This window comes from Olsenella sp. An270, from assembly GCF_002159735.1.
In the GTDB taxonomy this organism is placed as follows: domain Bacteria; phylum Actinomycetota; class Coriobacteriia; order Coriobacteriales; family Atopobiaceae; genus Thermophilibacter.
This window is the reverse complement of record NZ_NFJF01000003.1, coordinates 191,209-212,606: the sequence shown is the minus strand read 5'-3', so window position 1 is coordinate 212,606 and position 21,398 is coordinate 191,209. Positions and strand designations below refer to the sequence as shown.

At 67.3% G+C, this 21,398-nt stretch carries 19 protein-coding genes; 5 read left to right on the top strand and 14 right to left on the bottom strand.

Going from position 1 to position 21,398, the window contains the following annotated elements; genetic code table 11:
• Positions 1–2: 2 nt before the first annotated feature.
• Together B5F73_RS05090 and B5F73_RS05085 are read right to left on the bottom strand one after the other, a co-directional pair.
• A complete protein-coding gene (locus B5F73_RS05090) occupies positions 3–608 on the bottom strand; it encodes a sugar O-acetyltransferase (RefSeq protein WP_087227181.1) in 606 nt (201 codons plus the stop codon).
• Between the two features lie 112 nt (positions 609–720).
• Positions 721–1,260 carry a hypothetical protein gene (locus B5F73_RS05085; protein WP_087227180.1) on the bottom strand — a complete coding sequence of 180 codons (540 nt, stop codon included), beginning with the start codon at positions 1,258–1,260 and terminating at the stop codon, positions 721–723.
• A 392-nt stretch (positions 1,261–1,652) separates the two neighbouring features.
• Here B5F73_RS05085 and B5F73_RS09375 point away from each other — a divergent pair, with 392 nt between their 5' ends.
• Both B5F73_RS09375 and B5F73_RS05080 read left to right on the top strand, forming a co-directional pair.
• The gene (locus tag B5F73_RS09375) at positions 1,653–2,684 is read left to right on the top strand and encodes a retron St85 family effector protein (RefSeq protein ID WP_158094768.1); all 1,032 of its coding nucleotides are present in this window, start codon (positions 1,653–1,655) and stop codon (positions 2,682–2,684) included.
• Entirely contained in the window at positions 2,681–3,649 is a 969-nt protein-coding gene (locus B5F73_RS05080) for a reverse transcriptase domain-containing protein (protein ID WP_158094767.1), read from the top strand. Before B5F73_RS09375 ends, B5F73_RS05080 begins: the two co-directional genes overlap by 4 nt.
• A gap of 53 nt (positions 3,650–3,702) precedes the next feature.
• Here the strand turns inward: B5F73_RS05080 and B5F73_RS05075 are convergent, their stop codons facing one another.
• From B5F73_RS05075 to B5F73_RS05065, 3 genes are all read right to left on the bottom strand, one after another.
• Positions 3,703–4,410, bottom strand: coding sequence for a metallophosphoesterase (locus tag B5F73_RS05075; protein ID WP_158094766.1), 708 nt, complete (start codon positions 4,408–4,410; stop codon positions 3,703–3,705).
• Between the two features lie 6 nt (positions 4,411–4,416).
• The gene (locus B5F73_RS05070; RefSeq protein WP_239379810.1) at positions 4,417–5,031 is read right to left on the bottom strand and encodes a DUF1349 domain-containing protein; all 615 of its coding nucleotides are present in this window, start codon (positions 5,029–5,031) and stop codon (positions 4,417–4,419) included.
• Between the two features lie 105 nt (positions 5,032–5,136).
• Entirely contained in the window at positions 5,137–5,445 is a 309-nt protein-coding gene (locus tag B5F73_RS05065) for a toll/interleukin-1 receptor domain-containing protein (protein ID WP_087227177.1), read from the bottom strand.
• 302 nt (positions 5,446–5,747) lie between these two features.
• On the opposite strand from B5F73_RS05065, the gene B5F73_RS05060 reads away from it, so the two are divergent.
• Entirely contained in the window at positions 5,748–9,650 is a 3,903-nt protein-coding gene (locus B5F73_RS05060) for a SpaA isopeptide-forming pilin-related protein (protein ID WP_087227176.1), read from the top strand.
• A gap of 71 nt (positions 9,651–9,721) precedes the next feature.
• Here B5F73_RS05060 and B5F73_RS05055 read toward each other — a convergent pair whose 3' ends face one another.
• The 5 genes from B5F73_RS05055 to B5F73_RS05035 all read right to left on the bottom strand — a co-directional run bounded on the left by B5F73_RS05055 (position 9,722) and on the right by B5F73_RS05035 (position 13,610).
• Positions 9,722–10,573: a MetQ/NlpA family ABC transporter substrate-binding protein gene (locus tag B5F73_RS05055; protein WP_087227175.1), complete on the bottom strand. Its 852-nt coding sequence runs from the start codon at positions 10,571–10,573 to the stop codon at positions 9,722–9,724.
• A 52-nt stretch (positions 10,574–10,625) separates the two neighbouring features.
• Positions 10,626–11,309: a methionine ABC transporter permease gene (locus B5F73_RS05050; protein ID WP_087227174.1), complete on the bottom strand. Its 684-nt coding sequence runs from the start codon at positions 11,307–11,309 to the stop codon at positions 10,626–10,628.
• The gene (locus tag B5F73_RS05045) at positions 11,302–12,051 is read right to left on the bottom strand and encodes a methionine ABC transporter ATP-binding protein (RefSeq protein WP_087227173.1); all 750 of its coding nucleotides are present in this window, start codon (positions 12,049–12,051) and stop codon (positions 11,302–11,304) included. The genes B5F73_RS05050 and B5F73_RS05045 overlap by 8 nt, the downstream gene beginning before the upstream one ends.
• Before the next feature lie 445 nt (positions 12,052–12,496).
• Positions 12,497–13,108, bottom strand: coding sequence for a DUF4203 domain-containing protein (locus B5F73_RS05040; RefSeq protein WP_087227172.1), 612 nt, complete (start codon positions 13,106–13,108; stop codon positions 12,497–12,499).
• A 25-nt stretch (positions 13,109–13,133) separates the two neighbouring features.
• Positions 13,134–13,610 (bottom strand): hypothetical protein, encoded by a 477-nt coding sequence (locus B5F73_RS05035; protein WP_087227171.1) that lies wholly within the window; start codon positions 13,608–13,610, stop codon positions 13,134–13,136.
• Between the two features lie 98 nt (positions 13,611–13,708).
• On the opposite strand from B5F73_RS05035, the gene B5F73_RS05030 reads away from it, so the two are divergent.
• Together B5F73_RS05030 and B5F73_RS05025 are read left to right on the top strand one after the other, a co-directional pair.
• A complete protein-coding gene (locus tag B5F73_RS05030) occupies positions 13,709–14,386 on the top strand; it encodes a hemolysin III family protein (RefSeq protein ID WP_087227170.1) in 678 nt (225 codons plus the stop codon).
• 129 nt (positions 14,387–14,515) lie between these two features.
• Positions 14,516–15,934: a Sapep family Mn(2+)-dependent dipeptidase gene (locus B5F73_RS05025; protein ID WP_087227169.1), complete on the top strand. Its 1,419-nt coding sequence runs from the start codon at positions 14,516–14,518 to the stop codon at positions 15,932–15,934.
• Positions 15,935–16,051: 117 nt separating this feature from the next.
• Here B5F73_RS05025 and B5F73_RS05020 read toward each other — a convergent pair whose 3' ends face one another.
• The 4 genes from B5F73_RS05020 to B5F73_RS05005 all read right to left on the bottom strand — a co-directional run bounded on the left by B5F73_RS05020 (position 16,052) and on the right by B5F73_RS05005 (position 21,258).
• Positions 16,052–17,575, bottom strand: a complete 1,524-nt coding sequence (locus B5F73_RS05020) for an alpha-amylase (RefSeq protein WP_087227168.1) — start codon at positions 17,573–17,575, stop codon at positions 16,052–16,054.
• Positions 17,572–18,513: a hypothetical protein gene (locus B5F73_RS05015; protein ID WP_087227167.1), complete on the bottom strand. Its 942-nt coding sequence runs from the start codon at positions 18,511–18,513 to the stop codon at positions 17,572–17,574. The genes B5F73_RS05020 and B5F73_RS05015 overlap by 4 nt, the downstream gene beginning before the upstream one ends.
• 436 nt (positions 18,514–18,949) lie before the next feature.
• Positions 18,950–20,128, bottom strand: a complete 1,179-nt coding sequence (locus B5F73_RS05010) for a CHAP domain-containing protein (protein WP_087227166.1) — start codon at positions 20,126–20,128, stop codon at positions 18,950–18,952.
• A gap of 98 nt (positions 20,129–20,226) precedes the next feature.
• On the bottom strand, positions 20,227–21,258 hold the full coding sequence (locus tag B5F73_RS05005; RefSeq protein WP_087227165.1) for a nucleoid-associated protein: 1,032 nt from the start codon (positions 21,256–21,258) through the stop codon (positions 20,227–20,229).
• Between the last annotated feature and the right edge of the window lie 140 nt (positions 21,259–21,398).

Here is a 21,398-nt window from a genome sequence, read left to right as displayed (position 1 = left end):
CTTCAGCTTGGGGACCCTATCACCGAGTCGAACGGCTCCACCCGGTCACGCTCGTCAATCGGCCTGATCACGCGACAGGGCACGCCCGCCGCAACCACGCCCGAGGGAACGTCCCGCGTCACGACACTCCCCGCACCAATCACGCTGCCGTCTCCGAGCGTAACGCCGCCGCAGACCGTCACGTTGGCGCCGAGCCACACATTCTCGCCCAGCGTAATGGGGGCGGAGGTCTGTATGCCCGCCGCACGCTGACCGGGATCCACGGCATGGCCCGCGCACGCCAGCACGCAGCCAGGCGCGATGAAGGCGCCCGCACCCACGTGGATAGGCGAGGTATCGAGAAAGCAACAGTCGTAGTTCACGACCGCAAGCCCATGAAAGTGCACGTTGAAGCCATAATCGCAGCGCAGGTTCGGCTCTATGAAGACCTGAGGCCCGCTCGTGCCAAAGAGCTCGGCGAGAATCGCGGCACGCTCGTCGGCCGCCCCGGGTTCGGTACGGTTGTAGCGCGCGCAGAGTCGTTTGGCGCGCAGTTGCAGATCGTTTGGCATGTCCTCAAATCGCGCGACGTACGGAGCGTCGGTCTGCATGAGCTCGAGCACGGTCATGGGGCCCCTCACGGTCGCAAACGGCAACGCGCCCATTCTACCGCCGCGAAGGCGTCAGGTCGCCGCTCGCTCCCATCTGAACGACGAGAAGGGCGGCGGAGCACGGGAGCCCCTAGCGCACGGAGTCGATCTCTCGCTCGAGGCGCTCGAGCGAGGAGCGTGCGCTGCGAAGCTCGTCGTCGGAGGTCGCGGAGCGGAGCCTTCCGGTAGCCGTCTTCACCCTGCGTCGCAGCGCCTCGGCGTCCTCCAGGCGCCTCTTCGCGACGTCGTCGCCGCCGGTCGCCATGCCCACGCGCGCGCTCGCCCGGCTCGCGCGCGAGCTCGAAGTAGCGAAGTGGACGACCAGTGCTATCGCCACGACGGCGCCGATGATGAAGCCACCCTGCTGGAAGACCCCGAGGACCACGCCACCGACGAACAGTCCCACGACGTTCTCGAGCAGGGCAGCGACTATGATCGCCGCGATCGGGATGACCACGCACCCGCATGCGACCGACCCACCGTCGACCTTGCCCTTCTCGGCACTCTTTGCCTCGCTCTCGGCGCTCGACAGGGCCCCGCTCGCCGCCTCCGCATCTCGCCGACACTTGCTCACCAGCTCGTCGGCCTTCTTCTCGATGCGACTGCACATCTTCTCGTCCGCGGAGGCCATGCTTGTTCCCCTTCCGCCAAACTCCTGACCGGCCTCTCGCGCACGCGGCGCAAGGTGCCATCGAGCAGTACAGGACAATCATACTCGCCCCCACCACGTCTTTCAGCAGGAACGCCCATTCGCGGAGGGAACGCGATGTGTCACCTGCACTTTGCTAAACTCAAACAAAAGGGGGCGAGGGACGTAGACCTGTCGTTGGTCCGACGCTTTTTCCGCTCGGACTAGTCCGCCGTCAATGGTCGGGCTGAGACGTGACCCGCGCTTCCCCGGACTTAAGGCCGGGGAAGGTGATTCGCCAAACTCGGTCCGGTCGCGGTGCACATAAGTGCACCGCTCCCGAACCGAATCGAGCGAATGTGCGTTCTCTCGCCCCCTCTTGGATTGGACGCATCATGGATTCGCTCAGCTGCTTGGACATTGACCTCATACGCAAGGCCCGTCGCAAGAACCAGGTGCATGGCGACCGACCACTGTTCGTCTTCCCGTGCGGCGGGAACGAGAGCTCACATGCGTCACGAAGGCGTTTCAGGAGCTATCTAAAAAGGAACAGGAACAGCGACCTGCAGAACGTCTTCTGCCTGACCGCCGAGGACGTCTCCTGCGAAGAATCACTCACTGGCATGAGCCTCGTGCAGCAGGAGGCGATCCTTGCCGACATCTCCGACTGGATCGTCGTCTTTGGCGAAAGCGACGGCTCGTTCTGCGAGCTCGGAATCTTCTCCGCTCTGCCCCACGCCGCCGCCATCACCTCGATCGTCCTTGACAGGGGAACGCGCGACAAGCACTCCTTCATCAATGACGGCCCCGTCCGCGAGATGATGCAGAGCAGACGACCCTTGAACAAGGTCTTCTATGTTGACCTTGACAACCCGTTCTCCAGTCCCGAGCTGACGTCGTTCGTCTCAATGCTTCGCGAGAACGTGCACCGGTCCCTCGGCAGCAAGCTGATCAAGGACCGAAAGAGGTTCAACCCCGTCGGCGGGGAGCAGCCAACTACTGCGGGGGCTACGTCTCCCGTGTTCTTCGTTGGCCCCCTTGTCCACGAGCTCCTCGACCTTCTGCAGCTGTTTGGCCCGCTGACGATCGATGAGCTCGAGGAGCTCTACTTCATGACGAAGGAGCTCCGCTACAAGAGGGGCTCTCTCCGGGCAAAGTCGATGATCCTCTCGAAGGACATGAGGCTCGGGGGCGACACCACGTTCACGCTTGACCAAGTGCTGGGCATCATGCGAGCAACCAAGCTCGTTGACGTCGTGGAGCAGCGCATGAGGGGTCGCACTCGCCCCTGCTTGAGCTCGAATGTTCATCTCGAGTCGTATTTTATGTTCGGCAAAGAGGCGGAGGGCGAGGCGTTCCAGAACATGCGCGCCAGGTTCCTCCTGCAGCGCCGACATGCGGCAAGAAGGGAGGGGTACTTCGAGTGATTCCCGTCAGCACGGCCATCGCCCGCGGGGTCGGCGTCTCGACCGACTACGTCCTCGGCCTCCCCGAACGCGTCGACAGCCTCTATAGATCTCGTATCATCGCGAAGGACCGGAGTGGCCAGGGCAAGGCCCGGGTCATCTCTGTCCCCGATCCCAGTCTCCAGCTCGTCCAGGAGTGGATCGCCGACTTCGTGCGCGAGAACACCAGCGAACTCCCGCCTTATGTCGCCGCCTATGAGACAGGTCGAAGCATCGTCCAAAACGCGCTGATCCACGCATCCCACCGGCACCTGCTCACGCTGGACATCCATCACTTCTTTCCCTCGTGCACACGCGAGATGGTGGTGGTGAAGGTCTTTTCCGGAATGTCCGCACGCGACGGGGAGACCGGGCAGCGACACCAACTCGGCGCAGACGACGTCGATCTTCTCGCCAGCCTCTCATGCTACAAGGGCGCGCTCGCCGTCGGCAGTCCGTGCTCGCCGTTCATTGCCAACCGAATCATGCTCCCCGTCGACGGAGAGATCATCGCCGCACTGCCCGACGGCTATGCCTACTCCCGCTATTCGGACGACATCTCGATATCCTCCGACTCCAGAATCAACACCGGCCTCATCACGCAGATCGTCGAGAAGATACTTTCCGATCACGGGTTTTCCCTCAACAGGTCGAAGACCCATTGTCGCGGAACGGGGAACGCGCGTCGCGTCACCGGAGTCTTTCTGACCTCCGACGGCTCCCTCTCGATTGGGCGGGACCGCAAGAAGGAGCTCTGCAGGCAGCTATATGCGCTGCTCAAGAAGCAGGAAGGCTCACCCTCGCGGGTCCTGGGAATGCTTTTCTTCTGTAAGCAGGTCGAGCCGGAGTACTTCAACACCCTTGTGGCGAAATATGCGACCTACGGCCTGGCAAACGACTATGGCGGGGTTATTCCCGCACTCCAGGCGCTGAGAAGGAAAATGTGACCCGGGGCTCGCAACCCTCGCTATAACGCAGGGGGGTGCCCCCTGTCCACCCGTCATGTCACCTGCACGATGTCGCGATACAGCAGCCGGTGGCGCTCGTCGAGCTGCGCGTCGGCGTGATAGTGGCCGAAGTACCACCCGCGGAAGTCGAGCCTGTCCTCGAGTGCGTCGAACCACTCGTTGAGGCGGTCGCGGCCGTCACGGCCACCGGCCACACGTGCCGCCGCGAGGGCGGCGGGCAGCAGACGGCTCGAGCAGCAATGCGAGACCACGAGGTCGACGCTCCAGCCCACGGCGTCCAGGTTCCTCTCGGCATGCTCGAGTTCCTCCCGGCTGGGCAGCTCCTCGGGAAACCAGCTCCACCCCTCGACCCGCCACTCCCTGTCGTGGCTCGAGGCGCCACCCATCGCCAGGGTCCGCAGGCCGCCCAGCTCGTAGACCTCGCCGCGCATGAGGTGGACGATGCCCGGCCACTCGGGGTACTCCTGCACGCGACCACCCCAGCGCTCGGTCACGGGCAGGTCGGCGAGGTACGGGAAGCACTCATGGTTGCCGTCCACGAAGAGCGTGGTCCAGGGGCGCGCGGCCAGCCAGTCGAGCCAGTAGCGCTCCTCGTTTGATCCGTCCCAGGGCATGCCAAAGTCACCGCAAACGACAACCAGGTCATCTCGTGTGAGGTCCCTACCCTCGGGCCAGTTGCGCCCGGAGAGCTTGCCCACGTCGATGCTCCCGTGAACGTCTCCCGTGACCCAGACCGACACGATCTGCTACCCCTCGTCCGGCTGCTGGCCGTCATGGGCGGTCCAGGCACACGGACCAAAGTCGAACTGGTCGAAGCGTGCCGTGAACGAGGAATCCTCCGGCGAGCACGCGTACACACCAAAGTTCACGGCTCCCGTCGCGGCCGCAAGGTGGCAGACGCGCATCTGCGAGAAGACCCTGCCGTCACGCGAGCACTCCACGCGGAAGTCATCCCCGCGCCGGGAGAGCCGGTACCACATCTGCCGTTCGTCCGCGGGAATCTCGGTCGTAGCCCAGTCTGACCAGCCGCCGTTGGTGACGACGCTCCCCAGGTGCTGAAAGCGCTCGTTCTCGTACTCGACGGACGCCTTAATCCAACTCTCTGAATCCAGATACACCACGATGCCACACTGATCAAAGCGGTGATGACTCTGCGAGAAGTTCGTGCGCACCGTGAAGCTGAAGTATCTCTCCTCGGTGCGCGCCTGCAAGACAGGGGCGTTGTCGTTGCGGAAGTGGTAGTAGGTCCGCTGCCAGAGGTCGGTGCGCGGCCGAGTGGTGACCTCGACCGCGTCTTCGCTTACTTTCCACGCCGCCGGTTCGCGCGTCCAGACGAGATCGCCCAGGTTCATCCGTGCCATCATGCCCCCCTCCAAACAGAAACCTTCGACACAATCTGCCATGCAATCAGGAGCGGTCAGCCACGCACATTCATCGAGAAAGATGGCGCATCACTCCGCCACTCACTACGCCGGGCTGATGCACGCCGTGCCGCCCGCCATCTCGATCTCCCTCGCGTAGCCCCGCGCCGTCTCGTTTGGAGTGATGCAGGGAAGAAATATCTCGGTACGCCGCAAGCCGTCTTCAATTTCCCCCCGCCAGACCTCACCCGGCAGGATGCTGCGCTCGTCGATAAACATTTGCAGCTTGGGCGCACCATCCCGATTGTTGCAGGCAGAGACTGCACGCTCGACTATCTGCTTCACCAGCCCATCGTTGTGGGAGTAACTGAAGAAGAGGGCTACCGTACTCCGCGATGCCCAATCGTTCCCCATGGAGCCTCCTGACTCGCGCACACCCATTAGCTCCATTTTACGGCAGCATACGCAGGGGCTTCCCAGCGCGGGCGAACGGCAAGCTACGTCGGTCACGTCGCGCCTCGGTAGGAGTGCCCTTCTCGGCCCACCCTCTGCGCTCGCGTGGCACCCGCGACCGCCTGCCGACAAATTATCGAACCATCAACCAGACCCGAGCTCCCCACCTGCGGGCGCAGACAGGTGACAGCCACCGGAAGATTGGTGGAAGGGTCCCCGTGCTAGGCTCTCCGCCCACCCAACAAACCGGACGAGGAGGCGCCATGGCTCACGCAAGGCACGTGTTCCCCAGAAGAGACGTCAGGAGGGGGCCGACAAGAACGAGGCAACCGGGCAGGAGGCGGCCCCTGGGGCGGATCGTCGCCCTGCTGCTGACCCTCGCCCTCGTCCTCCAGGGCATCCTCGGCGGCACCGGCACGCGGGCGGTGGCCGCACAGACGGAGACCGGCGACTCGATCTATCTCACCGTGGGCGAGCGCATCTGGTACGGCGGGCTCGGGACCATGGGGACCGCGCGCATGAGCGCGAACGGCGAGGTGGCCTACTGCGCCGACCCGAAGAACAACCCGCCGAAATCGGGCTACTACACGCGGGAGCCGGTCCAGACGGTGGAGAACGCGGGGTGGAGATGGCCGGTCGAGAGCGTCGAGCGGGTCATGTACTACGGCTTTGGCGGCCCCGGGTTCGACCCCGACTACTGGCGCTCCCACATCGGCGGAACCGACGCGCAGGGAAGAAGCTTCCCCGCAGGCCAGGACTGGGACGGCTCGTCCATCACCGACGACGAGTTCTACGTCTACACGCACATACTGGTCGCCGATCGCGTGACGAGCGACGGAGGGGTCGCGCTCACGGACACTTCAGACGCCTTCAGGGCGTGGTACTGCTGGAACATCCTCGGCTACACCTACGGCAGCAACGGCGGCGTGGAGAACCCGAGCGCCGTGGGCCTCGCAATCGACGGCCTGGGCGCGCCCGACGGGTTCGAGGTCTATCAGATGGACACCGGCAACAACTCCGCGTGGGTGGAGGGCGCCCGCTCCCAGACGGTGGTGACCTTCGAGTACAACCCCCTCGTGGAGGTCCGCTTTGACAAGGTCTCCTCGGACGCAGCGCTCACGAGCGGGAATGCCGAGTATGGCTATGCCGGGGCGACCTACGAAATCTACGAGGCGGGCAGCGGCGCGAAGGTGGCGACCATCACCACCGACGACGAGGGCCGCGCAAGCTGCTCGCTCAAGCCAAACACAAGCTACTACGCCGTGGAGACCGCAGCGCCCCGGGGCTTCGTCCTGAGCGACGATCGCGTCGAGTTCTCCACGGGGTCGTCGGACGGCGTCGTAGAGCTCACGGACGCTCCCGGGACGCTCGAGCTCAGGATCGTGAAGCGCGACTCGGCGACGGGAGGGGCAGCGCAGGCGGGGGCGTCGCTCGCCGGCGCCGAGTACCGCGTGGTGGACGCCAGCGGCGCCGCCCACACCGGGACGACCGACGAGAGCGGGTCCCTGACCATCTCCGGTCTGCCTCTCGGCAGGGTGAGCGTGACGGAGACCAGGGCGCCGGAGGGCTACCTCCTCGACCCGACCGTCCACGTGTACGAGATCGGCGCGGAGAGCCTTTCCGAGACCGGCGTCGTCACGCACGAGCCCGCGGGGGACTTCGTCGAGGACGTCATCGCGTTCGACCTGGACCTCGTGAAGTACCGTGACACCGGTGCGGAGGGCTCGGGGCTGCAGGACCCGGCGGCGGGCGTCGAGTTCCAGATTGTGTCGGGCACCACCGGCGAGGTGGTCGCCACCCTCATCACGGACGAGAAGGGCTACGCGACCACGGAGGGCGGCTGGTACGGCGTCGGCGAGCGCCCCGAGGGCGTCCATGGCGCGCTCCCCTACGACCGCGCGGGATACACGGTGCGCGAGGTCGCCTCCACCACGCCCGAGGGCTACCAGCCGGCGCCGGAGTGGCACGTCTCGCCCGAGCAGATGGCGAACGGCGTCACGCTGCACCACATCGTCGACAACGACTTCGTGTCGACGCGCATCCAGGTGGTCAAGACGGATGCGGGGAGCGGCCAGACGGTGCCACTCGCGGGCTTCACCTTCAAGCTCCTGGACGAGGGCGGCAACGAGTTGTCCCAGGACGTGTGGTATCCCAACCACGAGCAGATCAGCGAGTTCACCACCGACGAGAGCGGATGTGTGACCTTCCCCGGCCAACTCAGGCCGGGCACCTACGTCATCCGTGAGGTCTCCGCGGCAGCGCCCTACCTCACCTCCGGCGAGGACGTCGTCGTGACCGTGGACAACTCCCCCGAGACGCCGCCGGTCAGCGTCGTCGTCTTCGCCGACGAGCAGGCGACGGGGTCGGCGACCATCGCAAAGAGGTGCTCGACCGGCGCGGCGGAGGCGGCGACGGGCGTGCATGACGAGGGATGCGCGGGCTCGCTCGCCGGCGCCGAGTTCGACGTCATCGCGCGCCAGGACGTCATCTCGCCCGACGGGACCGTCCAGGCGACGGCGGGGCAGATCGTGGGCCACGTGGCGACGGGCGAGGACGGCGCGGCCACCGTGGACGGCCTCCCGCTCGGCACGGGCAGCGCGACCTACGCCTTCGTGGAGTCCGTGCCCGCACCGGGTCACGCGCTCGACGCGACGCCGCACGAGTTCACCCTCTCCTATGCCGACGACCGCACCCTGGTGGTCACCGCCTCGGTCGAGGCGACCAACGAGCCGACGGTCGTGACGCTCGACAAGACCGTCCTCGGCACGGGGGAGTCGCTCGCCGGGGCCACCTTCGCCCTCTGGCGGGACGACGCGGGCGAGAAGGACGACGGGGGCGCGACGCAGCCGGAGCGCGCGCTCGTCACCACCGGAGACGACGGCACGCTCACGCTGCGGCATCTGCGACCCGGGACCTACTGCCTCGCCGAGGTCGAGGCGCCCGACGGCTACCTCGTCGACGGTAGCCTGCGCACCTTCGTCGTCGACGAGACGGGGCTGATCGACGGCTCGCCGACCCTCGAGGTCTCCGTCGAGGACGACTTCACCAAGGTCGAGCTGTCCAAGCGCGACATCACGAACGAGAGGGAGGTCCCCGGGGCGCACCTCACCGTGCTCGACGCCGACGGCAACGTGGTTGAGAGCTGGGTCTCCACCGAGGAGCCGCATCTCATCGATGCTCTGCCCGTGGGCACCTACACGCTCGTCGAGGAGATGACCCCGCACGACTACGACGAGGCGACGGCTGTGGAGTTCTCCGTCGCCCCGACGGGCGAGGTCCAGACCGTCGTCATGTATGACCGCCCGATCGAGGTCGGCGGTGAGGTCGACAAGCGCCAGGAGGTCGTCGAGGACGGTGATGGGTCCTACGCCTACTCGGTCGACTTCCGCAGCACGAGCTCGACCTGGGTGGACGAGTTCACCGTGACCGACGAGCTGGGAGCTGCGATCGACGGGCTCGCCGAGCTCGAGGGCATCGTCACGCCCGTCGCGAGCGGCGACTACGACGGGCTGCTCAACGTGTGGTACCGGACCAGCCTCACGGAGACCGACCCCGTCGACGCAAGCGACGCCAACGCGACGCTCTCGGACGGGCACGACAATCCCTGGCTCCTCTCGGAGGACAATGCGGAGGCGCTGGGGGACGACGGGCGCGTCCTCTCCTACGAGGGCTGGCGGCTCTGGGCGCGGGACGTGAGCGCCGTCGAGGCGAACGAGCTCTCGGTCTCCGACCTCGGCCTGGACGAGGGCGAGCAGGTCGTGTCGATACGCCTCGAGTACGGCCGCGTGGAGGAGGGCTTCACGACGCGCTCCGGGGACTGGGACCGCGATGACCTCAAGGACCTGCATGACGACGTCGACGACGTGACGGCCACCCATGCGGGAGACCTCACCGAGGACGGGTTCGAGCGAGCCCCGCTCGTCATGCGCATGACGACCACCGATGCCTACGAGGAGGGCGCGACGCTCACCAACCGGGCACACGTCGACCTCTACCGCAACGGGGGCGGCGAGGGCCTCGAGGGACATGACGAGGACTACGTCGAGCAGGCCCGCGAGGTCGCCCCGCTCGCCAAGACCGGCGAGGCCGCGATGCCGACAGCCGGCGTCGCGACTCTCGGCGTAGCCTCCGTCCTTCTCAGCATGCGCCGCAGGCGGCGTCGCTGAGCGAGCCTGGACATGACAAGGCCCCGTCCCCGAGAGGGGGCGGGGCCAGGTGCCCTGGTCTGGGTGGTTTCCTAGAACGCGGCCTGGACGGAGTCGCCGAAGGTCTCCTCGAGGTAGGCCTTGAAGTCGTCGGTGGTGAGCACGTCAACGAGGGCGGCGATCTTCTCGTCGGACTCCTTGTCGGGCGTGGTCACGATGACGTTGGCGTACTCGTTCTTGATGACGTCGGAGTCGGCGCTCTCCTGGGCCACGGCGTCGGCGAGGGTGAGGCCGGCGTCAATCGCGTAGTTGCCGTTGATGACCGAGAAGTCCGCATCGGCGAGGGTGGAGGGCAGCATCGCTGCCTCCTGCTCGATGAAGTTCACGTTGTGCGGGTTGTCCACGATGTCGTTGGGGGTGGCGGTGATGCCGGCATCCTCGGAGAGCGTGATCAGGCCCTGGTCCTGGAGAAGCAGCAGCGCGCGACCCTCGTTGGTGGCGTCGTTGGGGATGGTGATCGTGGCGCCGTCGGCGATGGCGGCGAGGTCGTCGGACTTGCCGGCGAACACGCCCATCGGCTCGAAGTGGATCTTGCCCACGCTCACGAGGTCGGTGCCGTTCTCCTCGTTGTAGTTGTTGAGGTAGTTGAGGTGCTGGAAGTAGTTGCAGTCGACCTCACCGGAGGTGGTGTCCTGGTTGGGCAGGATGTAGTCGGTGTACTCCTTGACCTCGAGCGTGATGCCCTGCTCGGCGAGCAGCGGCGCGGCGAAGTCGTTCAGGATCTCGGCGTGGGGGCTGGGGCTGGCGGCCACGGTGAGGGTCGCGGAGGCCTCCTCGGACGCGCCGTCGTCGGAGCCGCCGTTGCCGCCGCACGCGGCGAGCGCGGAGGTGGCGAGAAGGGCGGTGGCGGAGAGCAGAGAGCGACGGGTGACGTTGTGGGACATGGCATTTCTCCTTTGGGAGTCGGGGTTCGGGGCGAGGGGTTCTTCTCGCCCGCTAGTTCTGGATGCGGTGGTCCACGCGACGCGCCGCGAGGTCGCAGACGCTCTGGATCACCTGGACGATCACGACGAGCACGATCACGGCCACGACCATGACCTCGTCGACGCGACGGTAGTAGCCGTAGCGCACGGCGATGTCGCCGAGGCCTCCCGCGCCGATGGCGCCGGCCATGGCGGTGTAGCCGAGCACGGCGATGAGCACGACGGCCACGCCGCGGACGATCGAGGGCAACGCCTCGGGCAGAAGCGCCGAGAACACGATGCGGGGCACGCTGGCGCCGCAGGCCTCGACGGCCTCGACGCTCTCGCGCGGAACCTCGGCGAGCGACTGCTCGACCATGCGCGCGATGAAGGGCGTGGTGGCGAGCACGAGCGGGGGGATGATGCCCGCGAGTCCCGAGGCCGTGCCCATGACCAGGCGCGTGAACGGGATGATGAACACCATGAGCACGATGAACGGGAACGAGCGCAGGATGTTGACCACCCAGCCCAGGACGGCGCTGAGGACCGGCATCGGGCGCAGCGACCCGGGCGCGGTGAGGTAGAGCACCACGCCGAGCGCAAGGCCGAGGACGTAGGAGATGGCCGTGGGCACCAGCACCATCACGATGGTGGAGAGGGTGCCCTCGGCGAGCAGCTCGCCATACTCGGCGAGGAAGGCGTTCACAACATCAGGCATCCCAATCAACCCTCTCGAGAAGTACCTTGGCGGCCTGGGACTGGGGGTCGGCGAAGACGTCCGCCACGCTCCCCCGTTCCACGACGTGCCCGTGCTCCAGCACCACGACGTTGCGGCAGATCTTCTCGACCACGCCCATGGAGTGCGTAATCACGATGATCGTGACGCCGGTCTCGCGGTTGATCTGGCGCAGGAGCTTGAGGACGGTGTTGGTGCTCGCCGGGTCGAGGGCGCTCGTGGCCTCGTCGCAGAGGATGTACTCGGGGTCGCACGCGAGCGCGCGGGCGATGGCCACGCGCTGCTGCTGGCCGCCGGAGAGCTGGCTGGGGTAGGAGTCGGCGCGGTCGCGCAGGCCCACCATGTCCAGCAGCTCCAGCGCACGCTCGCGGTTCTCCGCCGTGACGCGGCCGGTGGCCGCCTTGTACGGGAAGCACACGTTGGCGAGCACCGTCTTCTGGGCGAGAAGGCCAAAGTTCTGGAAGATCATCGCCACGCGGCGGCGGTACGCGCGCAGCGCGGCGCCCGTGAGGCCCGTGACGTCCTGGCCGTCCACGAGAATCTGGCCGGAGTCGGGGCGCTCGAGCAGGTTGATGCAGCGAACGAGCGTGGACTTGCCGGCGCCGCTCATGCCGATGATGCCGATGATGTCTCCGTCGGCGACGTCGATGGAGACGTCGTCGAGGGCATGCGGCGCGTCCGGCGCGCTGCCGTAGGTCTTGGTGAGGTTCTTGATCTGGATCATGCGCGAGGCTCCGCTCGATGACGTGAACTGGGAGGGCCGCCTCCCGCCGGAGACGACCTAGTGAAGGCGCCCGGTCTCCCCGTCCGTGCGACGTGCGCACGACACGGCAGAGTGCCCGGGCTTGGGCATCTCCATGACCATCATCATCGTGATATGTGCGACAGCGCTCTTCATGCTGGATACGTTAGCAGCGGGCCATAACGCGCGCAAGAAGCGTTACACGCGCGTGACAAAGGGCAGGCCGCTCCCTTCTAGAAAACCGGAGCCTTGTCAGAGGGGCTTCTAGAAAACCGCGGCCTTGTACCGCGGGGCGCGGGCACGCTCTAGGAATGGCGGTTCTTGTCGCCAGATCTTCTAGAAAATGCCGGGCTTGTACCGCCATAGGCGCCAAATCGCGCACAGCCCCCGCGATTTCTAGAGGCACGGCGGACAAGGGCGGCGATTCCTAGTCCTTCTGGTGCGCCTGGACCACAACGCCCACGATGGCGAGGGCGATCGTACCCACGAGGATCGCGGTGCCGTAGGCAGCGGAGAAGTCGCTGGCGATGTAGGCGGAGAGCGCGTCGAAGGTCGCCGTGGCGTCGCCGGGAACGGCGAGCGCGGAGAGCGCCGGGAGCGCGAGGACGGCGGCGAGCACGTTGGGCACCACGAACGTGGCACCCGTCCAGGCGGTGCCCACGCGCACGGCGAGGTCGGACCAGTGCGCGGCGGCGAGGCCCAGCAGCAGGCCGGCCACGACCATGATCACGCCGAGGAAGTCGCCCGCCTCCTGCGGGAGGAGCATCGTGGCCACGAAGCCGAGCGCGGCGCCCGCGGCAAAGCCCACGAGGAAGACGCCTGCCCTGTAGACGAACTTGGAGAGGAGCGCCGCGACCACGCCGAGCACGGCGGCGATCACGAACGAGAGCGCGGACCCGTTCGTGGACGAGAGCGCGATGTTGAACACGCCGAGAAACACGAGCAGGCCGAGCACCACGTAGAAGAGGCGCTTGCCAAAGAAGCAGGCGACGGCGCCGGCGGCGATGTTCACGAGCAGGTAGACGATCACGAATTCCATTGGGTCTCTCTCCGTTGGTCGGGGACTAGTCGTCGAAGTGGTCCTCGGGAAGGTACTTGGCAAAGGGCCCGCGCTTGCTCTTGTCGACGCCAGCGCACCCGACGGCGTAGACGAAGCCGAGCATCATGATGAGGAGCGGCGCCACCATCGTGACGTAGACCACGACGAAGGCCGGGCCCAGCAGCGCGTCCTCAGCGGCGGGGACAAAGACCGGCATGCCGGTGAGCAGCAGCATGAGGAGCGAGAGCACGCCGATCACCTGGCACACGCGCTTGGCCACGCGCCCGACGAGGATCTTCTTGAACCACATCAGCGCGATACCGATCAGGGCGCCGATCGCGAAGAGCAGCAGGGGCGCGGCGAGAACCACGCCGAGCTGCACGAGCGGGTCGGAGATGTTCGCGGTCCCCTCGCCGGTGTGCCACCACGCGAGAAACGCGCAGCACGCCGCGGCCACCACGACCCATGCCGCAAGGTTTCCGATGAACGTCGATTTCTTCAACGCGCCCTCCCCGACGGGCCCGAGGGGTATGCTTTCCCCAGACAGACAAATCCGGGCCATTATACCCCCGAAGCGGCCCTCGTCCCCAGGGAGGGACCATGGTTGAAGCCACCAGCTCAGCCGGCGAGAAGCGCGGTCTGCGCAAGCGCCTCTACTCGCTCGGCGAGGAGATCGCCAACTCGGTGTCGCACGGGGTGGGCGTCCTTCTCGGCATCGCGGCGCTCGTCCTGCTGATCGTGATGGCCGTCTCCCACGGCGGCGGCGCGCGGCTGGCGGCGGCCATCATCATGGGCGTCTCGCTCATCGTGGAGTACCTCTTCTCCACGCTCTACCACGCGCTCGCCCCCGAGAAGGCCAAGGCCGTCTTTCGCGTGCTCGATCACTGTGGCATCTACCTGCTCATCGCCGGCAGCTACGCGCCCTTCTCGCTGGTGACGCTGGCCGACCGCGGGGGACTTGTGCTGTGCTGCGCCGTGTGGGGCGTGGCCGTGGTGGGCATCGTCGCCGAGTGCCTGCTGCGCGAGCGCCAGCCTGCCTGGCTCACCGCGCTCGTCTACGTCCTCATGGGCTGGCTCGTGGTCTTCCACATAGGCGACCTCTGGGAGCTCCTGCCGCCGCCCGCGTTCTGGCTGCTTCTCGCCGGTGGCCTCAGCTATACCGTGGGCGCGGTCTTCTACGCCATCAAGAAGGTCCCCTACCTGCACTTTGTCTTCCACCTGTTCACGCTGGCCGGCAGCGTCTGCATCACGCTTTCCGCGCTCCTGTTCGTGGTGTAGGCGCACCGACCATACACACCTCCCCCTTTTCGGGGCTCTGCGGGCACATTTTGGATAGGTGTGTATGGTTCTCCTCTCTATCGGCGCTAAGATGGTCGGCGAGAACAACCGCCGTGCGGAGGAGGACGCATGATTGACGAGCAGCTCAAGCGCGAGGTAGACGCCTACGTGGACGAGGTCTGGGAGGACGTCGTCGCAGACATCGACCGGCTGGTGCGCCACGACTCCGTGGAGGACCTCGCCGCCGCCGAGCCCGGCAAGCCCTGGGGCCCGGCCGCAAACGACGCCCTCGTCGAGGCCGAGCGCATGGCCGAGCGCCTGGGCCTCGAGGTCACGGACCTCGACGGCTACCTGGGCTTTGCCGACGTCCCCGGCGCCTCCGGCCCCGAGCGCTACGTCGCCACGATCGCCCACACCGACATCGTTCCCACGGGCGAGGGCTGGCACTTCCCGCCGCTCGCCGTCACGCGCAAGGACGGCGTGCTGATCGGCCGCGGCGTGGCCGACGACAAGGGACCCTTCGTGCTCTCGCTCTACGCTGCGCACTTCTTCGCTCGCCGCGCGACGGCCGGCCGCGAGCTGCCCTACACGCTGCGCTGCATCATCGGCAACAACGAGGAGACCGGCATGGGCGACGTGCCGTACTACCTCGAGCGCTACCCCGAGCCGCTCTTCTGCTTCTCCCCCGACGCCGAGTTCCCGCTCATCTGCGGCGAGAAGGGCCTCTACGGCGGCGAGTTCACCTCGGGCGCCGTGGCGGGCGAGAAGATCGTCGAGCTTTCCGGCGGCACGGTCTCCAACGCCATCCCCCGCTCGGCGACCGCGCTCGTGCGCGCCGACGCCGCGACGCTGCCCGCGGCGGAGCGCATCGAGGTCGAGCCCGCCGGCGACGGCCTCGCCCGCGTGACGGCGACCGGCATCGGCGGCCACGCCTCGATGCCCGCAGGCACCGTCAACGCGATCGGCGTGCTCGCGCGCTACCTGCTCGCCAACGACCTCGCGGGCTCGGGCGAGCGCAACTTCCTCGAGCTGCTCGTGGCCCTCACCGAGGACGCCTACGGCCGCGCCGCCGGCGTCGCCGCCACCGACGACAAGTTCGGCGACCTCACGCTCGTCGCCGGCGTCGTGCGCACCGTCGACGGCCGCTTCACGCAGACCGTGGACTCGCGCTTCCCCACCACCACGACGGCCGAGAAAATCACCGCCCGCCTCGCCGAACTGGCCGCGGCCCACGGCTGCACCTACGAGCCCGGCCGCGGCGAGGAGCCGTTCTACATCAGCCCCGACAGCCCGGAGATTCACGCCCTTCTCGACACCTACGCCGAGTACACCGGCCGCGAGGGCAAGGCGTTCACGATCGGCGGCGGCACCTACGCGCGCCACTTTGCCCGCGCCTGCGCCTTTGGCCCGCAGGACCCCGCCGACGAGCTGCCGGAGTGGGTCGGCGGCGAGCACGGCCCCGACGAGGGCGTCTCCGAGGAGGCCATGCGCCGCGCGCTCAAGATCTACATCGTCTCGATCGCCCGCCTGATGGAGCTCGAGCTGTAGGCATCCCCTACGCAACCCCGGGGCAGGGGCAAGGCCCGGCGCTCAGACAGCTTGCCGAGAAGGACGCTCGGCAAGAACTCGCGGCGGACCTTGCCCCTGCCTCTGTAAGCAGAGGGTCTACGCGCGCATCTTCTCGGTGTCGGAGGCGATGTCGCGGGCGATGCGGTGGAGCTGGCGGTCGTGCTCGAGCGCGTCGGCCGTCTTCTCCGGCAGGTAGACCGAGAGGCGCCCGCCGAGCGTGCGGAACGTGGCCCAGCCCTCGGCGTCCACCACGGCGTCGTCCTGCTCGCCGATGACGCAGCTCCAGGTCTCTCCGGCGTGGCCGGCGCCCACGAACATGCGCTTCTCGCCGCCGTCACGGTCGGTGAGCACCACGGCCACGCCGCTGCCCTCGTGCTCCTCGTCGCCCTCGCGCGTCCAGCCGATCACGTCCGGTGCGTCCAGGAAGTCATGCTGCGTGCCGTAGGCGAAGCGACGACGGATCTCCATGAGCAGCGGCAGCTCCGCCACGGCCGGGATGTTGCCGTCGTTGGGCATGCCGTAGAGGTCTCCGTAGAAGACGCAGGGGTAGCCCGCCTCGCGCAGCAGGATGAGCGCGTAGGCGGCCGGCTTGAACCACGTCTGGACGAAGGACTGCAGCGCCTGGCCGGGCTGCGTGTCGTGGTTCTCGGCAAAGGTCACGGCGTGCACGGGGTCGCGCTCCACGAGCGTGCCCGAGAAGATCTTGGAGAGGTCGACGTCGCCGTTGGAGCACGACGCCGCGTAGAGGTTGTAGTGCAGCGGCACGTCGAAGAGCGAGAGCGCGCGCTCCTCGCCGAGGTAGGACAGCAGCTCGTCCACGGTGCGGCCCCAGTACTCGCCCACCGTGAAGAGCTCCTTGCCGGCGTGCTTGCGCACGGCGTCGAGCCAGCGCAGGTAGAAGCCGCGGTCGATGTGCTTGAGCGCGTCCAGGCGAAATCCGTCCAGCCCGCAGGCGTCCACGTACCAGCAGCCCCAGCGCACGAGCTCGTCGAAGACGCGCGGGTCGTTCACGTCGACGTCGGCGCCCATGAGGTAGTCGTAGTTGGCGTTCTCGGTGTGGTCGACGGCGCTGTCCCAGTGCTTGCCGTCAAAGAGGAAGACGGCCTTGCGCTTGGCGCGGTCGTCCCAGTCCACGCCGTGGAAGCACGTCCAGTCCCAGGTGAAGTCCGAGTAGGCGCCCGCGCGACCGGGGAAGTCGAAGCGCGTCCACGCGGAGATGGTCTGGACGTCGCCCAGAACGGCCTCGCGGTTGTTGGCCTGCACCTCGCGGGCCGGCACGTCCTCGCAGCCGTCCGCGCCGAGGCGCTGGTTGAGAACGATGTCCGCGAGCGCCTGGATGCCGTTCTCCTGCAGCGCGCGCACCGCGGCCTCGTACTCGGCACGGGTGCCGTACTTGGTGCGCACGGTGCCCTTCTGGTCGAACTCGCCCAGGTCGTAGGTGTCATAGACGCCGTAGCCCACGTCCTCGCCGCCCTTCTCGGCCTTGTAGGCGGGCGGCAGCCAGACGGCGGTGATCCCCTCGTAGGCGAAGGTCGGGGCCTGCTCGGCGAGGCGGCGCCAGTGCGAGCCGTCGGCAGGCAGGTACCAGGAGAAGCCCTGGAGCATGGTTCCGTTGGTCATGATTCTTCCGTGAGGTCGGGCCCGGCCACGAGGGCGACGCCGGCAGCGGCGGCGAGCTCCTCGGGCGTGGGCTGTCGGTCGATGCGAACGGCCAGGTAGACGCAGACCGCCATGAATACGACGTCGAGCACGAGGTCGAACGACAAGCCGAAGACGCCGCGCTCCACCACATGCCCGACCACCTGGACGAGATCGAGCAGCAGCGTCAGCGCGGCCACCACCAGGAACGGCTTGATCCTCTGGGGACGGTTGGACCCCCAGATGCCGAGCGCCCCCACGCCAACGGCCAGGCCCGCGGAGATGCCGCCAAACGCCAGCAGCGCGTAGAGCGTGCCCGTCACCGTCACCGGGACGCCCGAGATGACCGCCCGCTCGCCCTCCCCGTAGACGACGAGCCCCGCGCCGATCACGACGACCACCACGACGGTGAGCACGCCCTTCAGGATGACGAGCTCGGAGAGCAGGTGCAGCACGCGCTGGTGGCGCGAGCGCAGGAACGTCTCGCCCTCAACGCCGCGGTCGTGCTCCTCCTTGACCTTGTCGGCCAGGCGCGAGCAGATCAGCACGTAGACGATCGTCGTGGTGAGGACGATGGGGTTGAACAGGATGAACGTGCCCATCCCCCAGCCCCACACGATGGCCACCAGCACGGCGAGGCCCACGAGATAGCACAGGAACCGGTACGGCCCCACGCGCGCCGAGTTGTTGGAGGCAGCGAGGCCGAGAACCGCCGTGAGGACGAGAAGACCGGCGACCACGAGGATCATCACGCCAAAGGTGACCGACGCCCACAGGTCGCTCCCGCCGAGCACGCCCGGAACGAGCACGAGCAGCCCGCCGACAAGGACGAGCGCGCCGATACCGCCCATGAGGATCGACACCATGCGCAGGACCGCCTGCGTGGGCGTGCGAGGGACCGACGGCTCGAGGTCCTCCATGCGGCTCCCTTCGGACGCGGGCGAACGTAATCGGACGTAGGGAGTATACCCGAGCGCACCGTTCTTCTCGCCCGAGCGGTCCGCGGCGTGCCGTGCGTTCTGGGAATCGCCGCCCTTGTCGCCGACCGCTCCGAGAATCGTCGGGCTTGTCCGCAGGCCGTCTAAGAAACGTCGCCCTTGTCCGCAGGCCGTCTAAGAAACGTCGCCCTTGTCCGCGCGCCATCTAGGATTTGCGGGGGTTGTCCCGGCTCCGCCGCCCGGGGCGGGACAAACGCCGCGATTCTTAGAGCGCCTGCGGACAAGGGCGGGGCTTCTCGGAAGCCGCCCGGACAAGGGCGGGCATTCTCGGAAGTCACCCGGACAAGGGCGGGGTTTCTTAGACGACGCGCGGACAAGGGCCGGAAAACCCGGATCGGCCGGGCGACCCGTGCTGCGGCTACGACAGCGCGATCCCGCCGAGCCATCCGCACAGCGGCGTGGCGAGCGCGCTGTAGTAGCCGACCCACTCGGAGAGCGAGATGGTCCGCACGTAGCCGACGTTGTCCATGACCGTCCCGTTGCCCACGTAGATGCCGATGTGGCCGTAGATGCGGCCGGCGGCACTCGCGGGCGAGCAGTTGACGGCCACGATCATGCCCGGCTGGATGTTGGACGGCAGGGTGTGGCACCAGGAGTAGTACATGTCGTCGGCGTTACCCCAGAACGAGCCGACGCCAGCCCGGACGAAGACGTTGGTGACCCACGCCGCGCACAGGCCGGAACCCGGCGAGGGCGTCGAATAGCAGGCGCTCACCACCGCGGAGAGCGAGCCGTTGCCCGTGACGAGCGGGGTGTCGGTCACGCTGTTGGCGCCGCCCTGGTTCTGCATCTGCTGCGCCAGCTGCTGCGCGGCGAGCAGCTCGGCGTCGCGCTGCGCCATGAGCTCCTGGACCTCGGCTGAAAGGTTGTCGACGAGCTCCTGGGACTCCCGCTGCTTGGCGCGCGCCTCCTCGAGCTGCGCCTGCTGCTGCGCCTGAAGGTCCTCGAGCTCGGACTTCTGCGCCTCGAGCTCGGCCTTCTGGGCCTCGAGCTCGGCGCGCTCGTCCTCGAGCTGCTCCTTGAGCTCGCGGACCTGGGCGATGATCTCACTGTCCGCCTCGGTGATCTTGTCGAGGTAGAAGATGTTGCTCGTGAGCTCCTCGAAGGTCGCAGACGAGAGCAGCAGGTCGAGCGTGGAGGAGGGGCCGGCCTTGTAGCTCGAGCTCATGCGCCGCGCCAGGACCTCCTGCTTGGCCTCCATCTCGGCCTGCTTCTCGTCGATCTGGGCCTGCTTCTCGTCGATCTGGGCCTGCTTCTCGTCGATCTGGGCCGTGACCTCGGCGATCTGGGCGGTCGTCTCGGAGAGCTGGGTCGCGATGGCCTCGTACTCGGAGGAGATGCGGTCGAGCTCGGCCTGGGCCTGGTCGTAGCTCATCTGAGCGGCGTCGAGCTTCTCCTGGGTGGTCTCGGCGCCGGCGACGCCGGGGAACATGGTCGCGCAGATGCCGGCGCCGATCAGCAGGCGCAGCGCGTCGCGGCGCGTGACGGAGCGTGCGGTGATACCGGCATCCGACGTATGGGTGTGCATACGGGACATGGAGTCTCCTTGGTGCGGTTAAGGTGTGTTCGAGAAACCCTGGCCATCATTCTAGCGGCAATCCCGCGCAATCACGAGAGACACACGTCCCTTGACGCTCAGCGGTTCTCGATCTTGGCGACGTTGCCCACGGTGATGGTGATGCGGCCCTCCGCGTCGGTCGAGAAGTCCAGGTAGCCGGGGCGCTCCGCGAGCTCGGAGGGAAAGGTGATCTCCACCCCGGTGTCCGTGCGGATCTTGTGGCTGCGCGTGAGGCGCCCCGCCACGCCACGGCGCACGGGGGCTTCCTCGGGCAGCTCGGCTTCACGGACACGCTGCTCAAAGCGTTCGGCGACCTCGGGGCGCTCGGCGAAGACCGTGCGGCCCACCTCGGCGGGCGAGAAGGACTCCTCCACGTCGGCGCTTCTCGCCACCGCGGCCTTCGCGCGCCCGACCTCAACCGCCGGCTCCAGGCCAAACTCCTCTGCCACGTCGTGCACGATGACGCTCACCTCGTCGATGACCTCGTGGCTGGATGCCTCGCTCGTGCACTGCAGGAAGCGCTCGGGGATGATGCTCACGCGCTCCCCTCCCACGGCGCGCTCCTTGTCATGGAAGTCGATCGCTCCGGTCTCGGCGTCCACGAGCACGTAGGACGCCACCTTCTGCGACGGGTTGGGCAGCGTCGCGTCCACGCGCGCGATGTCGTTGGCGTCCCCGCCGACCTCGTGGACGAACGCCTGGCGGCGCGGCAGGAGCATGATCGAGAAGAACCTCCTGCCGGCGGGGCCGTCAAACTCCACGTCCTTCTCGCCCGCCGCGTCGGTGTCGGTGAAGTCGGCCACGAGCAGGTCGCACTGCTCGAGGTCCTCGGAGCGGCGGAGCTCCTCCCAGAACCACTGCGCGATCTCGACGGAGAACTCCACGAACTCCCGCTCGCCCGCGAGATAGCGCTGGAGCTCGGCGGCAAAGCCGGAGTCCCGGGAGAACTCGCCGTGGCGGCTCTCCGCGTTGGCGGAGATCTTGCGCAGGTGACGCTGGACAAAGGAGCGCGTCGCACGGACCGTGAGGTCGAGCGGCCGCTCCGAGAGGTAGGTGGAGCCGGAGTCGAAGTCAAAGACGTGCAGGATCGCGCGGTCTACCTTGAGCATGTAGGTCCTTCTCGAGTCGTAACGACGGGGCGGGAGCCTATGCGCCCACCCCGATTAATGCACAGAATCAGGCACAGTTTTCTATATTCGCAGGTCAAAATAACGCACATGTACGATTTTGTGCGTTATTTGAGCGGCGG